The organism is Streptomyces sp. NBC_00252 (assembly GCF_036187565.1).
GTDB lineage: Bacteria > Actinomycetota > Actinomycetes > Streptomycetales > Streptomycetaceae > Streptomyces.
In genome coordinates this window covers 2,963,413-2,981,944 of sequence record NZ_CP108087.1, presented here as the reverse complement: position 1 = coordinate 2,981,944, position 18,532 = coordinate 2,963,413, and the positions used below count along the sequence as shown (strand labels likewise).

Annotated in this window: 14 protein-coding genes; 10 read left to right on the top strand and 4 right to left on the bottom strand. The window is 72.5% G+C overall.

Annotated elements, in window-relative coordinates:
* Nucleotides 1–3: 3 nt before the first annotated feature.
* Nucleotides 4–276, top strand: a complete 273-nt coding sequence (locus OHT77_RS12610) for a ferredoxin (protein ID WP_328828391.1) — start codon at nucleotides 4–6, stop codon at nucleotides 274–276.
* Here the strand turns inward: OHT77_RS12610 and OHT77_RS12605 are convergent.
* From OHT77_RS12605 to OHT77_RS12595, 3 genes are read right to left on the bottom strand one after another with little or no spacing between them, the layout of a single operon-like run.
* Nucleotides 273–1,163: an aminoglycoside phosphotransferase family protein gene (locus tag OHT77_RS12605; RefSeq protein ID WP_328828389.1), complete on the bottom strand. Its 891-nt coding sequence runs from the start codon at nucleotides 1,161–1,163 to the stop codon at nucleotides 273–275. The two genes, OHT77_RS12610 and OHT77_RS12605, sit on opposite strands and share 4 nt — an antisense overlap.
* A 51-nt stretch (nucleotides 1,164–1,214) precedes the next feature.
* Nucleotides 1,215–1,679, bottom strand: coding sequence for a ferritin-like domain-containing protein (locus tag OHT77_RS12600; RefSeq protein WP_328828388.1), 465 nt, complete (start codon nucleotides 1,677–1,679; stop codon nucleotides 1,215–1,217).
* Nucleotides 1,676–2,200: a hypothetical protein gene (locus OHT77_RS12595; RefSeq protein ID WP_328828387.1), complete on the bottom strand. Its 525-nt coding sequence runs from the start codon at nucleotides 2,198–2,200 to the stop codon at nucleotides 1,676–1,678. Before OHT77_RS12595 ends, OHT77_RS12600 begins: the two co-directional genes overlap by 4 nt.
* Nucleotides 2,201–2,532: 332 nt before the next feature.
* Here OHT77_RS12595 and rimP point away from each other — a divergent pair, with 332 nt between their 5' ends.
* From rimP to OHT77_RS12550, 9 genes are all read left to right on the top strand, one after another.
* On the top strand, nucleotides 2,533–3,066 hold the full coding sequence (rimP, locus tag OHT77_RS12590; protein WP_328828386.1) for a ribosome maturation factor RimP: 534 nt from the start codon (nucleotides 2,533–2,535) through the stop codon (nucleotides 3,064–3,066).
* Between the two features lie 2 nt (nucleotides 3,067–3,068).
* On the top strand, nucleotides 3,069–4,067 hold the full coding sequence (gene nusA / locus OHT77_RS12585; RefSeq protein WP_266773091.1) for a transcription termination factor NusA: 999 nt from the start codon (nucleotides 3,069–3,071) through the stop codon (nucleotides 4,065–4,067).
* 90 nt (nucleotides 4,068–4,157) lie between these two features.
* Nucleotides 4,158–4,436 carry a YlxR family protein gene (locus OHT77_RS12580; protein ID WP_266773092.1) on the top strand — a complete coding sequence of 93 codons (279 nt, stop codon included), beginning with the start codon at nucleotides 4,158–4,160 and terminating at the stop codon, nucleotides 4,434–4,436.
* A gap of 146 nt (nucleotides 4,437–4,582) precedes the next feature.
* A complete protein-coding gene (gene infB, locus OHT77_RS12575; protein WP_328828384.1) occupies nucleotides 4,583–7,753 on the top strand; it encodes a translation initiation factor IF-2 in 3,171 nt (1,056 codons plus the stop codon).
* Between the two features lie 136 nt (nucleotides 7,754–7,889).
* Complete coding sequence (locus OHT77_RS12570; protein ID WP_019064765.1) at nucleotides 7,890–8,183, top strand: DUF503 domain-containing protein; 294 nt, start codon at nucleotides 7,890–7,892, stop codon at nucleotides 8,181–8,183.
* A 54-nt stretch (nucleotides 8,184–8,237) separates the two neighbouring features.
* A complete protein-coding gene (rbfA, locus tag OHT77_RS12565; protein WP_328828382.1) occupies nucleotides 8,238–8,687 on the top strand; it encodes a 30S ribosome-binding factor RbfA in 450 nt (149 codons plus the stop codon).
* Nucleotides 8,684–9,589, top strand: a complete 906-nt coding sequence (gene truB / locus OHT77_RS12560) for a tRNA pseudouridine(55) synthase TruB (protein WP_328828381.1) — start codon at nucleotides 8,684–8,686, stop codon at nucleotides 9,587–9,589. The genes rbfA and truB overlap by 4 nt, the downstream gene beginning before the upstream one ends.
* Before the next feature lie 336 nt (nucleotides 9,590–9,925).
* A complete protein-coding gene (locus OHT77_RS12555; RefSeq protein WP_328828379.1) occupies nucleotides 9,926–13,765 on the top strand; it encodes a trypsin-like peptidase domain-containing protein in 3,840 nt (1,279 codons plus the stop codon).
* A gap of 139 nt (nucleotides 13,766–13,904) precedes the next feature.
* A complete protein-coding gene (locus OHT77_RS12550) occupies nucleotides 13,905–14,891 on the top strand; it encodes a bifunctional riboflavin kinase/FAD synthetase (RefSeq protein WP_328828378.1) in 987 nt (328 codons plus the stop codon).
* Between the two features lie 92 nt (nucleotides 14,892–14,983).
* Here OHT77_RS12550 and OHT77_RS12545 read toward each other — a convergent pair whose 3' ends face one another.
* Nucleotides 14,984–18,349 carry an SCO5717 family growth-regulating ATPase gene (locus tag OHT77_RS12545; protein WP_328828377.1) on the bottom strand — a complete coding sequence of 1,122 codons (3,366 nt, stop codon included), beginning with the start codon at nucleotides 18,347–18,349 and terminating at the stop codon, nucleotides 14,984–14,986.
* Between the last annotated feature and the right edge of the window lie 183 nt (nucleotides 18,350–18,532).

Below are 18,532 nucleotides of genomic sequence, written 5' to 3'. Positions count from 1 at the left end.
TCCATGGACCACCACCAGCTCGACATCGACTGGACGTCCTGCCAGGCCCACGGCCTCTGCGCAGAACTCCTCCCCGACCACATCACCCTGGACGAGTGGGGCTACCCCCTGCTGGACGGTTCCCCCATCCCACCCCGAACCATGAAACGAGCCAGAAGAGCAGCATCGGACTGCCCAGTGCTGGCCCTGAAACTAAGCCCCACCGCAGCACCCCTTCAGGGGCGCGGGGAACTGCGCGCCCAGCCACCACACACGCGCACCCAAAAACCGACCTAAAGCCACCCGGCAAATTCCAGCAACAACTCGGCATCCCGAGGCCGCCCCACGCGCAGTGCCCGCACCCCGGACTCCACGGCCCGGAACAACGTCCACCCCCGCAACCGCTCCTGATCCACATCCAAGGACTCGGCAAGTCGCTTGACCCGCCGCCGAGTTGTAGCGGCCCCCGACGGCGTGGCGATCAGATCCTCCACCCGGTCCCGCACCAACCGAGCAAGATCGAACGCACACTCACCCACCACAGGATCCGGCCCCACCGCAAGCCAGGGCATCCGCTCAGCCGCGAGCACCTTGCTCTGCCGAAACGTCCCGTGCAGCAACCGCACCTCGGGCGGCGCGACCAACAACGACTCACGAGCCTCCAACGCGGCGGAGACCAGCGCGGAGACCTCGCTCCCAGCACCCCGCATGGCGACAGCCTGCCGCCCCGTCCGCTCGGCCACGGTCTCGAACGCATGGTCACCGGGCGGCTCGACCCACAGCCGCCGCAAGGTCCCCGCGGCCTCCAGCAACGCCTTGGCCTCCGGCAGCGACCGCACCGACACATCGGGATGCAGCCGCTCCAGCACCAGCACACCCTCCGCCGCGAACGGCTCGACGAGCTGCACCGCCCCCAGCCCGCCCCACCGCGCGAGCGCGGCCCGCTCACTCTCGGGACGGGCCCGGCCGGGGGCCAGCTTCAGCACCGCCGGGGTGCCGTCGGCCCGCCGCACCAGCACGACCAGACTGCTGCGCCCACCCGGCACCTGCACGCGTTCGACGGTCAACTCGCGTAGATCGACGGCCTCTTGGGCCACCTCGGGCAGCTTCTCCAACCAGTCGTCACCGCTCGGTGCCGTCTCACCGAGCGCCCTCACCAGACGCTGCGGCGGTTCGAAAGCCATGCGCGAGTAGTTCCCTTCCTGCGGTACTGCCGTCCTGCGTCCCCGTGCGGATCACGCCGTGGGTGTCACCGGGGCCGTGGGTGTCGCGGCCCGCTCGGCGAGACCAGGGAAGGGTACGCTCCCGCCGCGCCAGCGCACCGCCCGCACCGCCGCTTCGCGCAGCGCCTCCGCGGCCGTACCGCGCAGCCCGCCCGTCGCCGCCCGCACGAGGTCGGAGTAGACCCCGGCCACCCGGTCCTCCAGCTCCGCGGCGAGCTGTACGGCCGCCGCCGAGTCCGGCACCGGGAACGGCAGCGCGTACCCGGCGGACGCGGCCACCGGGGTGCCGCCCAGGCCCCGCACCTCGCGGACGAGCGCGTCGCGCCGGGCGCGGTGGGCGTCGTAGGCCGTCTTCGCCTCCTGGCGGCGGCCCTCGCGGATGCGGCCGCCGACGACGCCGTAGCCGTACACCGCCGCGTGTTCCGCGGCCAGGGCCGCCTGTACCGCGGTCAGTTCCGCGGCCTTCTCCTCGCTCACTGGGCACTCTCCGTCAGCAGATACGCGTGGGCGGCTCCGGCGGCGGCCACCGAGGCCAGCAGGCGGGCCAGTTCACCGGGCAGGTCGAGCAGCGCCTTGGCCCGCCGGTCGGCGAGACTCCGCTCGGCCGCCGCGAGTCCGGCGAGGGCGTCGCCCTCGGTCGCGGGGGCGGCCGTAGGGGAAGCCGTGGTCGACGGCGATGCCGTGGTCGTGGCGGAGGGGGTGGAGCCTGTGCCGCCGAAGGCGGTCGTGTGCCGTACGACCTCCGCGCGCAGCGGGTCCAGGCGGGGTGCCAGGGTCGGGTAGGCGGCGAGGACCGTGTCGTAGTGGCGCAGGAGGGTCTCGCTGTCGGACGCCGCACGCGCGCGTGCGTGCTCGGCGGCGGACTCGCTGCCGCCCGTGGTCCCGGAGTCGTCGGCGCCGGAGGAACAGCCCGTCAGGAGGGCGGCCCCGGCGGCCGAGACGAGCAGGCTCCTTCTGCGCGGCCCGGCGAGGGTGCGCGGAGGTGAGGGGAACGGCACGGCAGACGTCCTCGGGGGGCTCGTACGAACGGAATGACGGCAAGGGCAGCGCGCCCGTGATCACGGTACCCGCGGACGCCCCCGACGTATGTCACCGGCTCGTGCGCCTGCCCAAGGGGCGCGGGGCTGTGTCGATGTGCGGCTCCGCCGCGTGGGCGCGACGAGCCCCCACGGACCCGCACCCGCCCGACCACGACGACCACCCGAGCTCAACGGCGTCCCGCTCCGCCGCCGGAGGCACGCGTGGACGGCAACACACCCCGCGACCGGATACCCTTTGTGCAGACACGCGCCCTACCCACAACAGCACACGCGGCCGAGGAGTCACCCGGATGAGCACGACCCAGAGCGAGAGGCTGCGAGAACTGCTGGAACCGCTCGTCAGCTCCCAGGGACTCGATCTCGAAGAGGTCGCGGTGGACTCGGTCGGACGCAAGCGGGTGCTGCGCGTGGTCGTCGACTCCGACTCGGGCGCCGATCTGGACCAGATCGCGGATGTCAGCCGCGCGCTCTCGGCGAAGCTCGACGAGACCGACGCGATGGGCGCGGGGGAGTACACCCTCGAGGTCGGGACCCCCGGTGCGGAGCGCGAGCTCACCGAACACCGTCACTACGTGCGCGCCACCGACCGGCTGGTGAAGTTCCAGCTGGCCGAGAGCGGTGAGCTGATCGCGCGGATCATCGAGGTGGACGACGACGGCATCGACGTCGAGGTGCCCGGCGTGAAGGGGCGCAAGCCCACCGCCAAGCGGCTCGCCCTCGCCGATGTCGTCAAGGCCCGCGTCCAGGTCGAGTTCAACCGCAAGAACAAGAACGACGACATCCAAGACACCGAAGACAACGAAGAGAACGCAGAGGAGGCGTAGCCGTGGACATCGACATGAGTGCCCTGCGGGGCTTGGTGCGGGAGAAGGAGATCTCCTTCAGCCTGTTGGTCGAGGCGATCGAGTCGGCCCTCCTCATCGCCTACCACCGCACCGAGGGAAGCCGCCGCCACGCGCGCGTGGAGCTCAACCGGGAGACCGGCCACGTGACGGTGTGGGCGAAGGAGGACCCCGAGGACCTGGAGGAGGGGCAGGAGGCGCGCGAGTTCGACGACACCCCGTCCGACTTCGGCCGTATCGCCGCCACCACCGCCAAGCAGGTCATCCTGCAGCGGCTGCGCGACGCCGAGGACGACGCGACGCTCGGCGAGTACGCGGGCCGCGAGGGCGACATCGTCACCGGAGTGGTCCAGCAGGGCCGCGACCCGAAGAACGTGCTCGTCGACATCGGCAAGCTGGAGGCCATCCTGCCGGTGCAGGAGCAGGTCCCCGGCGAGACGTACCCGCACGGCATGCGCCTGAGGTCGTACGTCGTCCGGGTGGCGAAGGGTGTGCGCGGTCCGTCCGTGACGCTGTCCCGCACGCATCCCAACCTGGTGAAGAAGCTGTTCGCCATGGAGGTGCCGGAGATCGCCGACGGTTCGGTGGAGATCGCCGCCATCGCGCGCGAGGCCGGCCACCGCACGAAGATCGCGGTCCGCTCCACCCGCAGCGGTCTGAACGCCAAGGGCGCCTGCATCGGCCCCATGGGCGGCCGGGTGCGCGCGGTCATGGGCGAGCTGAACGGCGAGAAGATCGACATCGTCGACTGGTCGGACGACCCGGCCGACATGGTGGCCAACGCGCTGTCCCCGGCGCGGGTCTCCCGCGTCGAGGTCGTCGACCTCGCGGCCCGCTCCGCGCGCGTGACGGTGCCGGACTACCAGCTGTCGCTCGCGATCGGCAAGGAAGGCCAGAATGCCCGGCTCGCCGCCCGCCTGACCGGCTGGCGGATCGACATCCGCCCGGACACCGAACAGCCGTCCGACCAGCCAGGGGAATAGATCTCGGCCTCCAGTGGCTCAGATCACGACAACAGCCGTTCGATTCTTGCCCCAAAGGGGTGAGGTCGGTGCGGGGAGGTAGACTTAGCAGTGTCTGGCCGGACGCGAGCCCGCGCATGCCCTGAGCGCACCTGTGTGGGGTGCCGGGAGCGAGCGGCCAAGAAGGACTTGCTGCGCACCGTGGCGATCGAGGGCGAATGCGTCCCCGATGATCGCGGTACGCTGCCCGGCCGGGGTGCGTATCTGCATCCCGCCCTGGTCTGTCTGGACCTGGCGGTCCGCCGCCGGGCGTTCCCACGGGCGCTGCGTGCCCAGGGAGCGCTCGACACAAAGGCGTTGCGCCTCTACGTCGAGCAGGCAACACCGTAAGAGCGAGTCGTACGGAACCTCCGTGCGGCCCGGTATTCCGCGAGTTGGAAGTAGGTCGAGATTGCGATGAGCACTCGATGAGCACGCGATGAGTACGCCCATGAAGTAGCGACGGTCCGGACGCACCCGGACCTAAAAGGAGCGAAGTGGCTAAGGTCCGGGTATACGAACTCGCCAAGGAGTTCGGGGTGGAGAGCAAGGTCGTCATGGCCAAGCTCCAAGAACTCGGTGAATTCGTCCGTTCGGCGTCCTCGACGATCGAGGCGCCCGTTGTACGCAAGCTGACAGACGCCCTCCAGCAGGGCAACGGAGGCGGCAAGCCCGCCCCCGCACGCAAGGCTGCCCCGGCTCGTCCGGCGGCCCCCTCTTCCGCGCAGGCCGCCCGTCCGGGTCCGGCCGCCCCGCGCCCGCCGGCCCCGAAGCCGGCCGTCGCCGAGAGCGCCCCCGCGGCTCCCGCCGCCCCGGCCGCTCCGGCCTCCACGGGTGGTCCCCGTCCGGGTCCGCGCCCCGCGCCGCGTCCGGCTCCGGCCTCGCCGGCGCCCACCGCGCCCGAGTTCACCGCCCCTCCGGCGGCTCCGGCGGCACCCGCCGCCCCCGCCTCCAACGGCGGCTCCGCCCCGCGTCCGGGCGCCCCGCGTCCGGCGAGCCAGGCCCCCCGTCCGGGCGCTGCCCGTCCGGCCGGTCCCGGCCAGGGTGGTCAGGGTCGTGGCGACCGTCCCGAGCGCAGTGACCGCGGCGACCGTCCCGGCGCACCCCGTCCGGGTGGCCAGGGCGCGCGTCCCGGTGCTCGTCCGGCCGGTCCCCGTCCGGGCAACAACCCGTTCACCTCCGGCGGCTCCACCGGCATGGCGCGCCCCGGTGCGCCTCGTCCCGGTGCCCCGCGTCCCGGCGGTCAGGACCGCCCGGGCGGTGCTCCCGGCGGCGCCCCGCGTCCGCAGGGTGCCGGTCAGGGCGGTCCCCGTCCCCAGGGTGCCGCGGGCGGTGCACGTCCCGGCGCTCCGGGCGGCGCGCGTCCGACCCCGGGTGGCATGCCCCGCCCGCAGGGCGGCGCTCCGCGTCCCGGCGGTGGCCCCGGTGGCAACCGTCCGAACCCCGGCATGATGCCGCAGCGTCCCGCTGCGGGTAGCCCCCGTCCCGGTGGCGGCCCCGGTGGCCGTGGTCCCGGTGGCGGCGGCGGTCGTCCGGGCGGTCCGGGTGGCGGCGGCGGTCGTCCCGGTGGCGGCGGCGGCTTCGCCGGTCGTCCGGGTGGCGGCGGTGGCGGTTTCGCCGGTCGTCCCGCGGGTCCCGGTGGCGGTGGCGGCGGTTTCGCCGGCCGTCCGGGTGCTCCCGCCGGCGGCGGTGGCCGTCCCGGCTTCGGTGGCCGTCCCGGTGGTCCGGGTGGCCGCGGTGGCACACAGGGCGCCTTCGGCCGTCCCGGTGGTCCCGCGCGTCGCGGTCGCAAGTCGAAGCGGCAGAGGCGCCAAGAGTACGAGGCCATGCAGGCCCCGTCGGTCGGCGGTGTGATGCTGCCTCGTGGCAACGGACAGTCCGTCCGTCTGTCGCGCGGTGCCTCGCTCACCGACTTCGCCGAGAAGATCAACGCCAACCCGGCGTCGCTCGTCGGCGTGATGATGAACCTCGGCGAGATGGTCACTGCCACGCAGTCCGTCTCCGACGAGACGCTGAAGCTCCTCGCGGACGAGATGAACTTCGTCCTCGAGATCGTCAGCCCCGAGGAGGAGGACCGCGAGCTGCTCGAGTCCTTCGACATCGAGTTCGGCGAGGACGAGGGTGGCGAGGAGTTCCTCGTCGCGCGTCCGCCGGTCGTGACCGTCATGGGTCACGTCGACCACGGTAAGACCCGACTCCTCGACACCATCCGCAAGACGAACGTCGTCGCGGGCGAGGCCGGCGGTATCACGCAGCACATCGGCGCGTACCAGGTGGCCACCGAGGTCAACGGTGAAGAGCGCAAGATCACCTTCATCGACACCCCGGGTCACGAGGCGTTCACCGCCATGCGTGCCCGCGGTGCCAAGTCGACCGACATCGCGATCCTCGTGGTGGCGGCCAACGACGGTGTGATGCCCCAGACGATCGAGGCGTTGAACCACGCCAAGGCGGCCGACGTGCCGATCGTGGTCGCGGTCAACAAGATCGACGTCGAGGGCGCCGACCCGACCAAGGTGCGCGGTCAGCTCACCGAGTTCGGTCTGGTGGCCGAGGAGTACGGCGGCGACACCATGTTCGTCGACATCTCCGCCAAGCAGGGTCTGAACATCGACTCCCTGCTCGAGGCCGTGGTCCTGACCGCGGACGCCTCGCTCGACCTGCGGGCCAACCCGGAGCAGGACGCGCAGGGCATCGCGATCGAGTCCCACCTCGACCGTGGCCGTGGTGCCGTCTCGACGGTCCTGGTCCAGCGCGGCACGCTGCGCATCGGCGACACGATGGTGGTCGGCGACGCGTACGGCCGTGTCCGGGCGATGCTCGACGACAACGGCAACAACCTCGAGGAAGCGGGTCCGTCGACCCCCGTCCTGGTCCTGGGTCTCACCAACGTCCCGGGCGCCGGCGACAACTTCCTCGTCGTCGACGAGGACCGCACGGCACGTCAGATCGCCGAGAAGCGCGCGGCGCGCGAGCGCAACGCCAACTTCGCCCGGCGCGGAGTCCGGTTCTCCCTGGAGAACCTGGACGAGGCCCTCAAGGCCGGTCTGGTGCAGGAACTCAACCTCATCATCAAGGGCGACGCGTCCGGTTCGGTGGAGGCTCTCGAGTCCTCGCTGCTCCAGCTCGACGTCGGCGACGAGGTCGACATCCGCGTCCTGCACCGCGGCGTGGGTGCGGTCACCGAGTCGGACATCGACCTGGCGACCGGCTCCGACGCGATCGTCATCGGCTTCAACGTCCGCGCTGCGGGCCGCGCGGCGCAGATGGCGGAGCGCGAGGGCGTCGACGTCCGGTACTACTCGGTGATCTACCAGGCCATCGAGGAGATCGAAGCAGCGCTCAAGGGCATGCTCAAGCCGGAGTACGAGGAGGTCGAGCTCGGCACGGCGGAGATCCGCGAGGTCTTCAAGTCGTCCAAGCTGGGCAACATCGCCGGTGTCCTGGTCCGCTCGGGCGAGGTCAAGCGCAACACCAAGGCGCGCCTCGTCCGCGACGGCAAGGTCATCGCGGAGAGCCTCACCATCTCCGGTCTGCGTCGCTTCAAGGACGACGTCACCGAGATCCGCGAAGGGTTCGAGGGCGGTATCAACCTCGGCAACTTCAACGACATCAAGGTCGACGACGTCATCGCGACGTACGAGATGCGCGAGAAGCCTCGCGGCTGATCGTCACAGCACGCGATCGGGGCCGGTCGGCGGAGAGTATTTCCGTCGATCGGCCCCGGCCGTTGCGTGTACGGTTCCTGTATCGGCGTCCGAGACCGGCGCCCATACCCCGAACCGGCGGGACATCCGGACACACATGTATGTGGGGACTCTGTCCTTCGATCTGCTCCTCGGCGACGTCCACTCGCTGAAGGAGAAACGCTCTCTCGTCCGCCCGATCGTGGCCGAACTCCAGCGCAAGTACGCGGTGAGCGCGGCCGAGACGGGCAGTCAGGACCTCCATCGCAGGGCCGAGATCGGGCTCGCGGTGGTCTCCGGGGACACGGGACACCTCACCGACGTACTGGACCGCTGCGAGCGACTCGTCGCCGCGCGGCCCGAGGTGGAACTGCTCTCCGTTCGACGCAGACTCCACAGCGACGAAGACTGAAGCAAGCGGCAAGACGTAGTTGCAGCACGACGTAGTTACTAAGGAGACGGACCAGTGGCCGACAACGCGCGTGCCAAGAGGCTGGCGGACCTCATCCGAGAGGTGGTGGCCCAGAAGCTGCAGCGCGGCATCAAGGACCCCCGGCTCGGCACCCACGTCACCATCACGGACACCCGCGTCACGGGTGACCTCCGGGAGGCGACCGTCTTCTACACGGTCTACGGCGACGACGAGGCGCGAGCCGAGGCGGCGGCGGGCCTCGAGAGCGCCCGGGGCGTCCTGCGCTCCGCGGTCGGCGCGGCGGCCGGCGTGAAGTTCACCCCGACCCTCACCTTCGTCGCGGACGCCCTCCCGGACACCGCCAAGACCATCGAGGACCTCCTCGACAAGGCACGGCAGTCCGACGAGAAGGTCCGCGAGGTATCGGCCGGCGCCGCCTACGCGGGCGACGCGGACCCGTACAAGAAGCCCGGCGAGGACGACGAGGACGACACCGCCGAATGACCGAGAAAACCCGGACGCCCGACGGCCTTGTCATCGTGGACAAGCCGTCGGGCTTCACCTCGCACGACGTCGTCGCCAAGATGCGGGGCATCGCCCGCACCCGCCGCGTCGGCCACGCGGGAACGCTCGACCCCATGGCCACGGGCGTACTCGTCCTGGGAGTGGAGAAGGCGACCAAGCTCCTCGGACACCTCGCCCTCACGGAGAAGGAGTACCTGGGCACGATCCGCCTGGGCCAGAGCACCCTGACCGACGACGCGGAGGGCGAGATCACGGGGTCGTCAGACGCCTCGAAGGTCACCCGGGACGCCGTCGACGCCGGGATCGCCAAGCTCAGCGGCGAGATCATGCAGGTCCCGTCCAAGGTCAGCGCCATCAAGATCGACGGCGTCCGCTCGTACAAGCGGGCCCGTGACGGCGAGGACTTCGAGATCCCCGCCCGTCCCGTCACCATCTCCTCCTTCACGGTCTACGACGTCCGCGACGCTGTCGCCGAGGACGGCACCCCCGTCCTGGACCTGGTGGTCTCGGTGGTCTGCTCGTCCGGCACGTACATCCGGGCCCTGGCCCGCGACCTGGGCGCGGACCTGGGCGTCGGCGGCCACCTCACGGCCCTCCGCCGTACCCGCGTCGGCCCGTACAAGCTGGACACGGCGAAGACCCTGGAGCAGCTCCAGGAGGAGCTGACGGTGATGCCGATCGCGGAGGCGGCCGAGGCCGCGTTCCCGCGCTGGTCCGTCGACACCCGGCGGGCGAAGCTGCTGCTCAACGGCGTACGGCTGGAGATTCCCGAGGAGTACACGGGCGTCGGCGCGGTCGGCGTCTTCGATCCCGAGGGCCGCTTCCTGGCGCTCGTGGAGGAACAGAAGGGCAAGGCGAAGAGCCTCGCGGTCTTCGCCTGACGGTCCCTCCGGGGACAGCCGAGGAAGTCGTCGAGTACGGAGTCGGCCTCGGCGCCGGATACGGAGTCGGATACGGAGCCGGGCCACGGGCGGGATCTCAACTCCCGCCCGTGGAGCGGCGGTCACGGGGTCTACGTTCCCGCCGCTCCACGGTCCCCCTTCGGTTCCCCCACCCCTAGGGTGTATCCAACCCTCCGCCTCTATTCACCCGTCCGGGCAGGCGCTCGGAGTGAACCGAGGGAGCGGAAGGGGGCGCGTTCACCACGCGATCTGTCCCGCTGATCACGCCACGCCTACCGTCGAACACAGGGCACGGGTACGGCGGGAGGTTCGACTATGGCGGGACGTGGCCCGCGGACGGGCGCCGCTCGTCGGACGCGGGAAAACACGCGCGGGGAGAGGTCGACGCGGGGCGTCGCGTCGGCTGTCGGCGACGCGACGGACGCCGTCTTCGGGCACGGGAAGGCCGCCGCGTCCACGCCCGCTGCCGATGACGCGACGGACGCTGCCTCCAGCACCGCCCTCACCGACGCGTCCCTGGTACGCATCCGGGACCTCGCCGGACGCCCGCGCGGCACCGGCTTCGTCGCCGACCACCACGGCACGGTCATCACCAGCCACGAGGCGGTCGACGGACTGCCCCGCCTCCTCCTGCACGCCGCCGGCGACCGCACCTGCCTGGTGACCGCCGACGCGGTGACCCCGCTGCCCGCCCTCGATCTCGCCCTCGTCCGCACGGAGGGCCTGGGCGTCGACCCGCTCCCCGTCACCGTCCGGGAACGCGTGGAGACCGGCGCGTACGTACGTATCGCCGCGGGCTGCTGGCGCGAGGCCCGCGTCCTGGGCGCGACCTCCGTCACCTACACGGCCACCGACCGCTTCCATCTCCTGGACGACGCCCTGGAGTTGGCGATCGGCACGGCGGGCCGGGACGCGCTGCGGCTGGGCGGGGGAGCGGCCGGGGGCCCGGTCCTGGACGCGGCGACCGGCGCGGTGGTCGGCATCCTGGGCACCGCCCTGCAATCCGGCCAACGGGACACGGGTTTCGCGGTACCACTACGCCAACTCCGTTCGACCGAGGGCATGTTGGACGCCGCCCAGGACCCGCTGGACGACCTCCTGGCGCGCAACGCGGCGACTGTCCCTGCCTACGGCGCCGACCTCAACCTGGCGGGCGTCCTGGAACTGACGGCCACATCGGTCGGCTCGGACGGCCCACCGGGAGCACTCGCGGGCTTCGTAGGCCCGGCACGTGCGGTGGACCCGGTCGAACGCCCCGCCCTGGCGCGGGAGTTCGCCGCGTTCCTCGACAGCCCGGCCGCCGTCCTCGGCCTCGTCGGACCACCAGGCAGCGGCCGTACGACGGAACTCGCGGCGCTCGCCGCCCGGCGCAACGGCGGCGCGGAACCGGCCCCCACCCTGTGGCTGCGCGGCGCCGATCTGCGGGACGACGACACGTCGGTGGCGGACGCGGTCCGCAGGGCGGTGGACCGGGCGGCACGGATCGTCGCGGCCTCCGACTCGTTGCCGGGGGCTTCCGGCGACCTGGGCGACGTAGCCCCCGAACGACTGGCGCGGGTGGCCCGCGACGCCGGCCGGCCGTTGCTGCTCCTGCTCGACGGGCCTGAGGAGATGCCGCCGGTGCTGGCTCACCGGCTGAGCGAGTGGACCGAGGGGACGGGGGAGTGGCTGCGGGGGACGGGGGCGCGGTTGGTGGTGGGGTGCCGGGTGGAGTACTGGGAAGGGGCGGGGTTTTCGGGGGAGTTGTTGTACGGCGGGGGTGGTTCCGGGGCGGCTGGGGTTGGCGGGTCGGGGTCGGGGTCGGGGTCGGGTCGGGATGCGGCTGGGTTTGGCGGGGTGGCTTCGGTTCAGGTCGGCGCGCACGCCCCCGAAGACGCCCCCGGTCCGGGTCACTTCGGCAGGCCCGCACCCGGCGACCCGGGTCCGCATATCTCAGCCCGTCCGGCGTTTGAGGACGAGGCCGTTCAGGCCGAAGGGGGGTCTGGGGGCGCAGCCCCCAGGGCGGTGCTCCCGGCCTGCGTTCAGTTGGGGGACCTGCGGCCGGAGGAGGCCCGTCGGGCGCGCGAGGCGTACGGCATTCCGGAGGGCGTCCTCACCGGCGCCGACGCCCGGCATCCGCTGACCCTCCGGCTCCTCTCCGAGGTGCTCGCCGCGCTGCCCGCCGCCCCCGACACCCAGCTCGACCGGGACGACGTGTTCTCCGTCTACCTCGACCTCATGTGCCTCCGGATCGCGGTCCGGCTGGCCGCGGAGAACGGGCTGCGCGGCACCTCCGTACGACGCCTCGCCGCCAAGGTGTCCGGCCAGGTGCACGAGGCCGCGCGGCGCAGTCTCGGGCCGGGGCAGGGGGAGTTGGACCGGGAGTCGTTCGAGGCGGTGTTCCCGTGGGGCCCCGCGCCCGCACGGCTCGGCGGTGGCACCGGGTGGGCGTCAGCCGTGCTCACCGAAGGGCTCCTCGTGCCCGCCGGAACCGGATACCGCTTCGCCCACGAGGAGTTGGCGGACTGGATCCAGGGCACTCACCTGGACCTGGACGAAGCCCTCCGGGCCCTGGTCCACCGCCCTCGCACGGCAGGAACAGGGCACCCCCTCCCCGTACCGCACCACCGCATCGGCCCCGTCGTACAGGCCCTGCTGCTCCTCGCCCGCCAACACGGCGCCCCCGAACTGGCCGTGAAGCTGGAGGAGTTGACGACAGCCCTGGACGCCGACCCGGACTCCTGGTGGGCCGCGCACCTGCTCGCCGAGGTGCTCCTCAGGGTCCCGGACGCAACGCCGTACGACACCGTATTGCGCCCGCTGGCCGACCAGTTGGTCATGCGGAGGCGGCAACACATCGCCGTACCGGGTGAGTTCGAGCCGCGCTTCTGGGCCGCCCTGCACCTCCCGCACTCCCAGCGGTTCGAGCTGCTGCGCCGGCTCGTGCTCGCCGACGGCGCCCCGCAGGACACCCCCGCCGCGCCCCGATTCCTGGACACCGCCGCCGAGTTGCTCGCCGCCGACCCCGCCGTCGTACAACCGCTCCTGGCCCGGTGGTTCGACGACGAACGGCCGTTGCCCGCGACGCCGGAGGCGACCGTGGCGACGGCCGCGCAGGCCCTCCTGCACACGCATCGGCGGCGGGGGCTGGACGAGTTGACGGAGGTGCTCGTCGGGTGTGCGCACGGGCGGGCCGATGAGCTTCTCGGCGTGCTGGCCGAGGAGGAGCCGTCGGCCGTGTGCCGGGCGGTGGACCGGTGGGCGCACGACGAGCGGCCGGCACGGCGGGTGGCGGCGGTGGCGTACGGACTGCGGGCCGCCCCGCACGTACGGACCGAGGCGGACCGTGAACTCCTGCGCTACGCGGCCGAGTTCCTCCTCGGGCGCCCCGCCGACTCCACCCTGCACGGCGGCGCCCTCGCCCTCCTCGTCCGCGACCCGCACACCCGCGCCCGCCATCTCCCTCAGGCGCTACGGCACTTCGCGTCCGGCGACCCCCAGTTCCCGCCGAGCGCCCTGGCCGCCGCGCTCACCACACACCCCGAACCGGTCCTGGAGGCCTTCCGCGCCCGGCTGCACGGACCGGACGCGAGCGAGGCGGTCCGCACGCTCGCCGACGTGGCGACCCCGTCCCTCGTCAGCCGGGCCGCCGCCTTGGTCCGCGAGACCGCCGTACGGTGGCCGGAGACGGCCGCGCACCTCGGCCTCTACGTCGACCGCTGCCTCGACCACGGCCCCGCCGCCCGCGCGATCCTCCACCCCCTGGTCACCGGCCTTCTCGACGGCGGCCCCGCGCCGGTGCGGACCGCACTCGCGCCCGTGCTCGCGGCCCCCGGCGCCCCGGCCTCCCGCCCGCTGCGCCGCGAACTCCTGGAGTTCCTGCTCACGCACGAGCACGACCCCGCCGTACTCGACGCACTCCTGCACACGGCAGGGCGGCGCGACGACGACGAGATCCGCGACCTCGTGCACCGCACCGGACGGCTGCTCGTCCGCACCCCCGCCGGCGCGACCCGTTTCGACCGCGGACTGGTCGACCTGGGCCGGCACGTCCCCGGTTTCGCCGCCCTGATGGCCCGCTGGCTGGCCGACACCCCGGAGGACTGGGCGGCGGTCGTCGGACCCAGCACGCGGCGCATGATCGAGAACCTGGCCGGGGTGGGCGTTCCGGCATAGCGGCCTTTGTACGTGCGCCCGGTCACAGCCTCCATGCCGATGCGGGGCGGAAGCCCCCGGCATGGCACCCTTAGACCTGCGTAAGAGGTCAACGACACAGGTCTACATACGGACACGGGTTCGATGAGGAGCGGTCACAGTGCAGCGCTGGCGTGGCTTGGAGGACATCCCTGAGGACTGGGGGCGCAGTGTCGTCACCATCGGTTCTTATGACGGGGTCCACCGCGGACACCAGCTGATCATCCGGCATGCCGTGGAGCGCGCCCGTGAGCTGGGCATTCCCTCGGTCGTCGTCACCTTCGACCCGCACCCCAGCGAGGTCGTGCGCCCCGGCAGCCACCCGCCGCTGCTCGCCCCGCACCACCGCCGTGCCGAACTGATGGCCGAGCTGGGGGTCGACGCGGCGCTGATCCTGCCGTTCACCAAGGAGTTCTCCAAGCTGTCCCCGGCCGACTTCGTGGTCAAGGTGCTGGTGGACAAGCTGCACGCGAAGGCGGTCGTCGAGGGCCCCAACTTCCGCTTCGGCCACAAGGCCGCGGGCAATGTGGCCTTCCTGACCGAGCAGGGCAAGACATACGACTTCGAGGTAGAGGTGGTGGATCTTTACGTGAGCGGTGCGGCGGGCGGCGGCGAGCCCTTCTCCTCCACACTGACCAGGCGGCTGGTCGCCGAGGGTGACGTCGAGGGCGCCCGCGAGATCCTCGGCCGCCCGCACCGGGTCGAGGGCGTCGTGGTCCGCGGCGCCCAGCGCGGCCGCGAACTGGGCTTCCCGACGGCCAACGTCGAGACCCTGCCCCACACGGCGATCCCGGCGGACGGCGTCTACGCCGGTTATCTGCACGTCGGCGGAGAGGCCATGCCGGCCGCGATCTCCGTCGGCACGAACCCGCAGTTCGACGGTACCGAGCGCACGGTCGAGGCGTACGCGATCGACCGGGTCGGCCTCGATCTGTACGGCCTCCATGTCGCCGTCGACTTCCTCGCCTTCGTGCGCGGCCAGGCGAAGTTCGACTCGCTGGAGGGCCTGCTGGAACAGATGGCCCAGGACGTGAAGCGCTGCCGAGAACTGATCTCGGCGGACGCGGCCGATGAGACCGACGAGTCCGACGAGTCGGACGCCGGGTAACTGGCCTCGTTCTTGTCGCTGTTCCTGTTGGCGTTTCTACGACGACGAAGGGCGGCCGGTGCCTGGTGGCACCGGCCGCCCTTCGCGTGCGCCTACTGCTGCGGGGGCGCGGGCGGCGGGGGAGGCGGCGCCTGCTCACCGTCCTGCTGAGGGGCCTGCGGGGGCTGGCCGTGGCCCGGGTGCTGCGGGTACGGCGGCGGGGGCTGCTGACCCGGGTGCTGCGGGTAGGGCGGGGCGGGCTGCTGGGCCGGGGGCGGGCTCTGCGGGGGGTAGGGCTGCTGGCCGTAGAGCTGACCGGGGTGCGGGGGCTGCTGCGGCTGCGGCTGCGGCTGCGCCTGCGGTTGGTGAGGTTGGGGCGGTTGTTGCTGTTGCTGCTGGGGGTAGGGGCCGGGTTGGCCGGGGGCCTGCTGGCCCGGGTACGGCTGCTGGCCCGGGTAGGAGGGTTGCCCCTGCTGACCTGGGTATCCCGGGTAGCCCTGCTGGCCGGGCATCGGCGGGGCCAGGACCGGGGGCGGGTTGCCGTCGTTCGTCCACAGGCCGTGCATCTGCTGGTGGCGGACGAAGTCCTCGGCGACCAGGGCCGCGAGGTTGAAGTACGACTCCCGTACCTTCGGCCGCATCATGTCGAGGTCGACCTCCGCACCGGCGGCGAGATGCTCGTCGAACGGCACGACCACGACACCCCGGCAGCGCGTCTCGAAGTGGCTGACGATGTCCTCCACCTTGATCATCTTGCCGGTCTCGCGGACCCCGGAGATGACCGTGAGCGAACGGGAGACGAGGTCGGCATACCCGTGCGCCGACAGCCAGTCCAGCGTCGTGCTCGCACTGCTCGCACCGTCCACGGACGGCGTCGAGATGATGATGAGCTGGTCGGCGAGGTCGAGCACACCGCGCATCGCGCTGTACAGCAGACCCGTGCCGGAGTCGGTGAGAATGATCGGGTACTGCTTGCCCAGCACGTCGATCGCGCGCCGGTAGTCCTCGTCGTTGAACGTCGTCGACACGGCCGGGTCGACGTCGTTGGCGATGATCTCGAGCCCGGACGCCGCCTGGGACGTGAACCGGCGGATGTCCATATAGGAGTTGAGGTACGGGATCGCCTGGACGAGGTCACGGATGGTGGCCCCGGTCTCGCGCCGCACGCGGCGGCCGAGGGTGCCGGCGTCCGGGTTGGCGTCGATCGCGAGGATCTTGTCCTGACGCTCGGTGGCGAGGGTCGAGCCCAGCGCGGTGGTGGTCGTGGTCTTGCCGACACCGCCCTTGAGGCTGATCACCGCGATCCGGTAGCACGACAGCACCGGCGTCCGGATCAGCTCCAACTTCCGCTGCCGCTCGGCCTCTTCCTTCTTCCCGCCGATCTTGAACCGCGACGGCGCGGCTCCGGGCCGCCCGCTCTTCGCCTTCTGCTTCTTGTTGTGCAGCAGCCGGTCCGACGACAGCTCCACGGCGGCGGTGTAACCCAGCGGAGCGGCAGCGGGGTTGGTCGGCTGCCGCTGGTCGTGCTGGATGGGCTGGGGCCAGGCGGTGCCGGTGCGGGGGTCGACCGGGGGCGGTGATTGGGGGTGGGGCTGGTGGGGGGTGGGCTGTTGGGCGTGCGGTGGGGGCGGGGACTGGGGTTGGGGCTGCGCATGGGGGGCCTGCGGGGGCAGGTTGGGGTGGGGCGCCTGGGGGGCGGGGGCCTGCGGGGGGAGTGCGTTGGCGGGGCCTGCCTGCGGGGGGCTGGGCCGGGTGGCCTCGGGGCCTGCTTCGGGAGCGGCGGGGCGGGGGAAGCCGTAGCCGCTCTGCGGGGTGGGGTTGGGAGTGGGGCTGGGGTTGGGCGGGCTCTGGTGTGTGGGGGGTTGGGGGAAGCCGTACGCGCCCTGCTGGTTCGGGGTGGGGGGAGCGGGGGGCTGCGGGAAGCCGTACGCGCCCTGCTGGTTCGGGGTGGGGGGAGCGGGGGGCTGCGGGAAGCCGTACGCGCCCTGCTGGTTCGGGGTGGGGGGTGCGGGCGGTTGCGGGAAGCCGTAGCCGTCTTGTTGGTTCGGCGCGGGGGGCTGGGGGAAGCCGTAGCCGCCCTGCTGGTTCGGTGCGGGGGCCGGGACCTGCGGGGCCGGCGGCGGCGCGTCCCAGGCTGCCGGGGCCGGCTGCGGGGGCTGCGGCTGGAACGGGGGCTGCTGCTGCTGCGGCGGCAGCGGAGGCTGGGCCGGGGCCTGGACGGGCTGCTGCGGTACGGGCGGCTGCGGTACGGGGGGCTGCTGGGGCGCGGCTGCGTCCAACGGCTGCGGCTGGACCGGGGGTTGAGCCGGGGCCTGAGCCTGCGGGTGGGGCTGCGCTGGCCACTGGTCGGCCGGGGCCGGGGCGGCGGGCTGGTAGGAGGGCGGCAGCGGCGGGATACCGGTCTGCGGGGCCGGCGGGGGAGTCCAGGTGGGCGGGACGTCCGCTGCGTCGGCGGTGGAGTCTGTGACCGGGGCGGTCGGGTCCGCCGGGTCCGTCGGGTCGGCGGGGTCCGCCTGGTCGGTCGGGTCGGCGGGGTCGACGGGGTCGATCGGATCGGTCGGGTTTGTGGAGTCCTTCTCCGGTGCGGACGGCGAGGCGTCGATGTTGCTCGGCTCGGCCTCTGCGTCAGCGGGTGTGTCGACGGGGGCGTCAGTGGTGGGCTCGGCGTCGGGGTGTGTCACGGAGGCGGCGGAAGCGTCGTCGTCGCTCTCGTCGGCAGCCGTGTTCGTGTCCGTGTCCGGGGCTGCGTCCGTGTTCGTGTCCGTGCCCGGGGCGGTGACCGCCCTGTCCTCGTCCTGAGCGCTCACTTCGGCGGCGTCGGGGTCTGTGATGCCCTCGGCGTGACTGTCGTCGCCAGGCACCTCACCCTCGAACTCCCGCTCCCCGGAACCGAGTTCCGCGTCACGGTTACCGTCACCGGCATCCGAGCCTTCGGCGTCATCCACGGGAACGTCGGCCGGGGCCGGGGCCGGGGCCGGGGCGGGGAGCGGAGCCTGAGCCGAATCCGGAACCGAAGCCGCCGGAGTCTCCTCATCGCCCTGCTCCGGCGAACCCTCCGCGACCCCACCCCGCTCAGCGATCTCCCGCTTCAACGCGGCCGAAGAGATCCGCATCGTCGCCCCGCTGACGAGGTCGCCGCTGTCGGCGTCCTCCTCCTCGGGAACCGCGGGCGGCCCCACAGGCGGAACCGCCGCCGAAGGTGCCCAGCCGGTCTGGAAACCGGAGTTGTCCGGCGGCGCCGGTACCGGGAACGCCGGTCCGACCGGAGGTGGTGGCACCGCCGTACCGCTGGCCGGAGTCGGCGGCGGCGAGGCCTGCCCGGACGCGCCCGAGGCGCCGGTCGAGTTCTGCGTGTACCAGGCCGGCGGCGCGTAGTCGATCGTGAACTCGCCCGTCATCTCGATGGCGGACTCGTCGTCGGGCTGGTCGTCGCCGGGCGTGGCCCAGCCCCCGCGGATCCCGTCCCGATCGCTGCTCACAATTCCTCCTGGTGTGGTCGAGCACCCTCATGCCGTGCCGGGGCGACCGTTCGTGTCGTACGGGGCCGGTCCGTCGAAAGCCTGGGAACGGTCCGAACCGATCGGATCCGCCCGGCCCGCCCCCTCCGAAGCGCTGACGGCCCAGCCACGGGCCCTGACGCGGCGCCCGGTCCCAGCCTAATC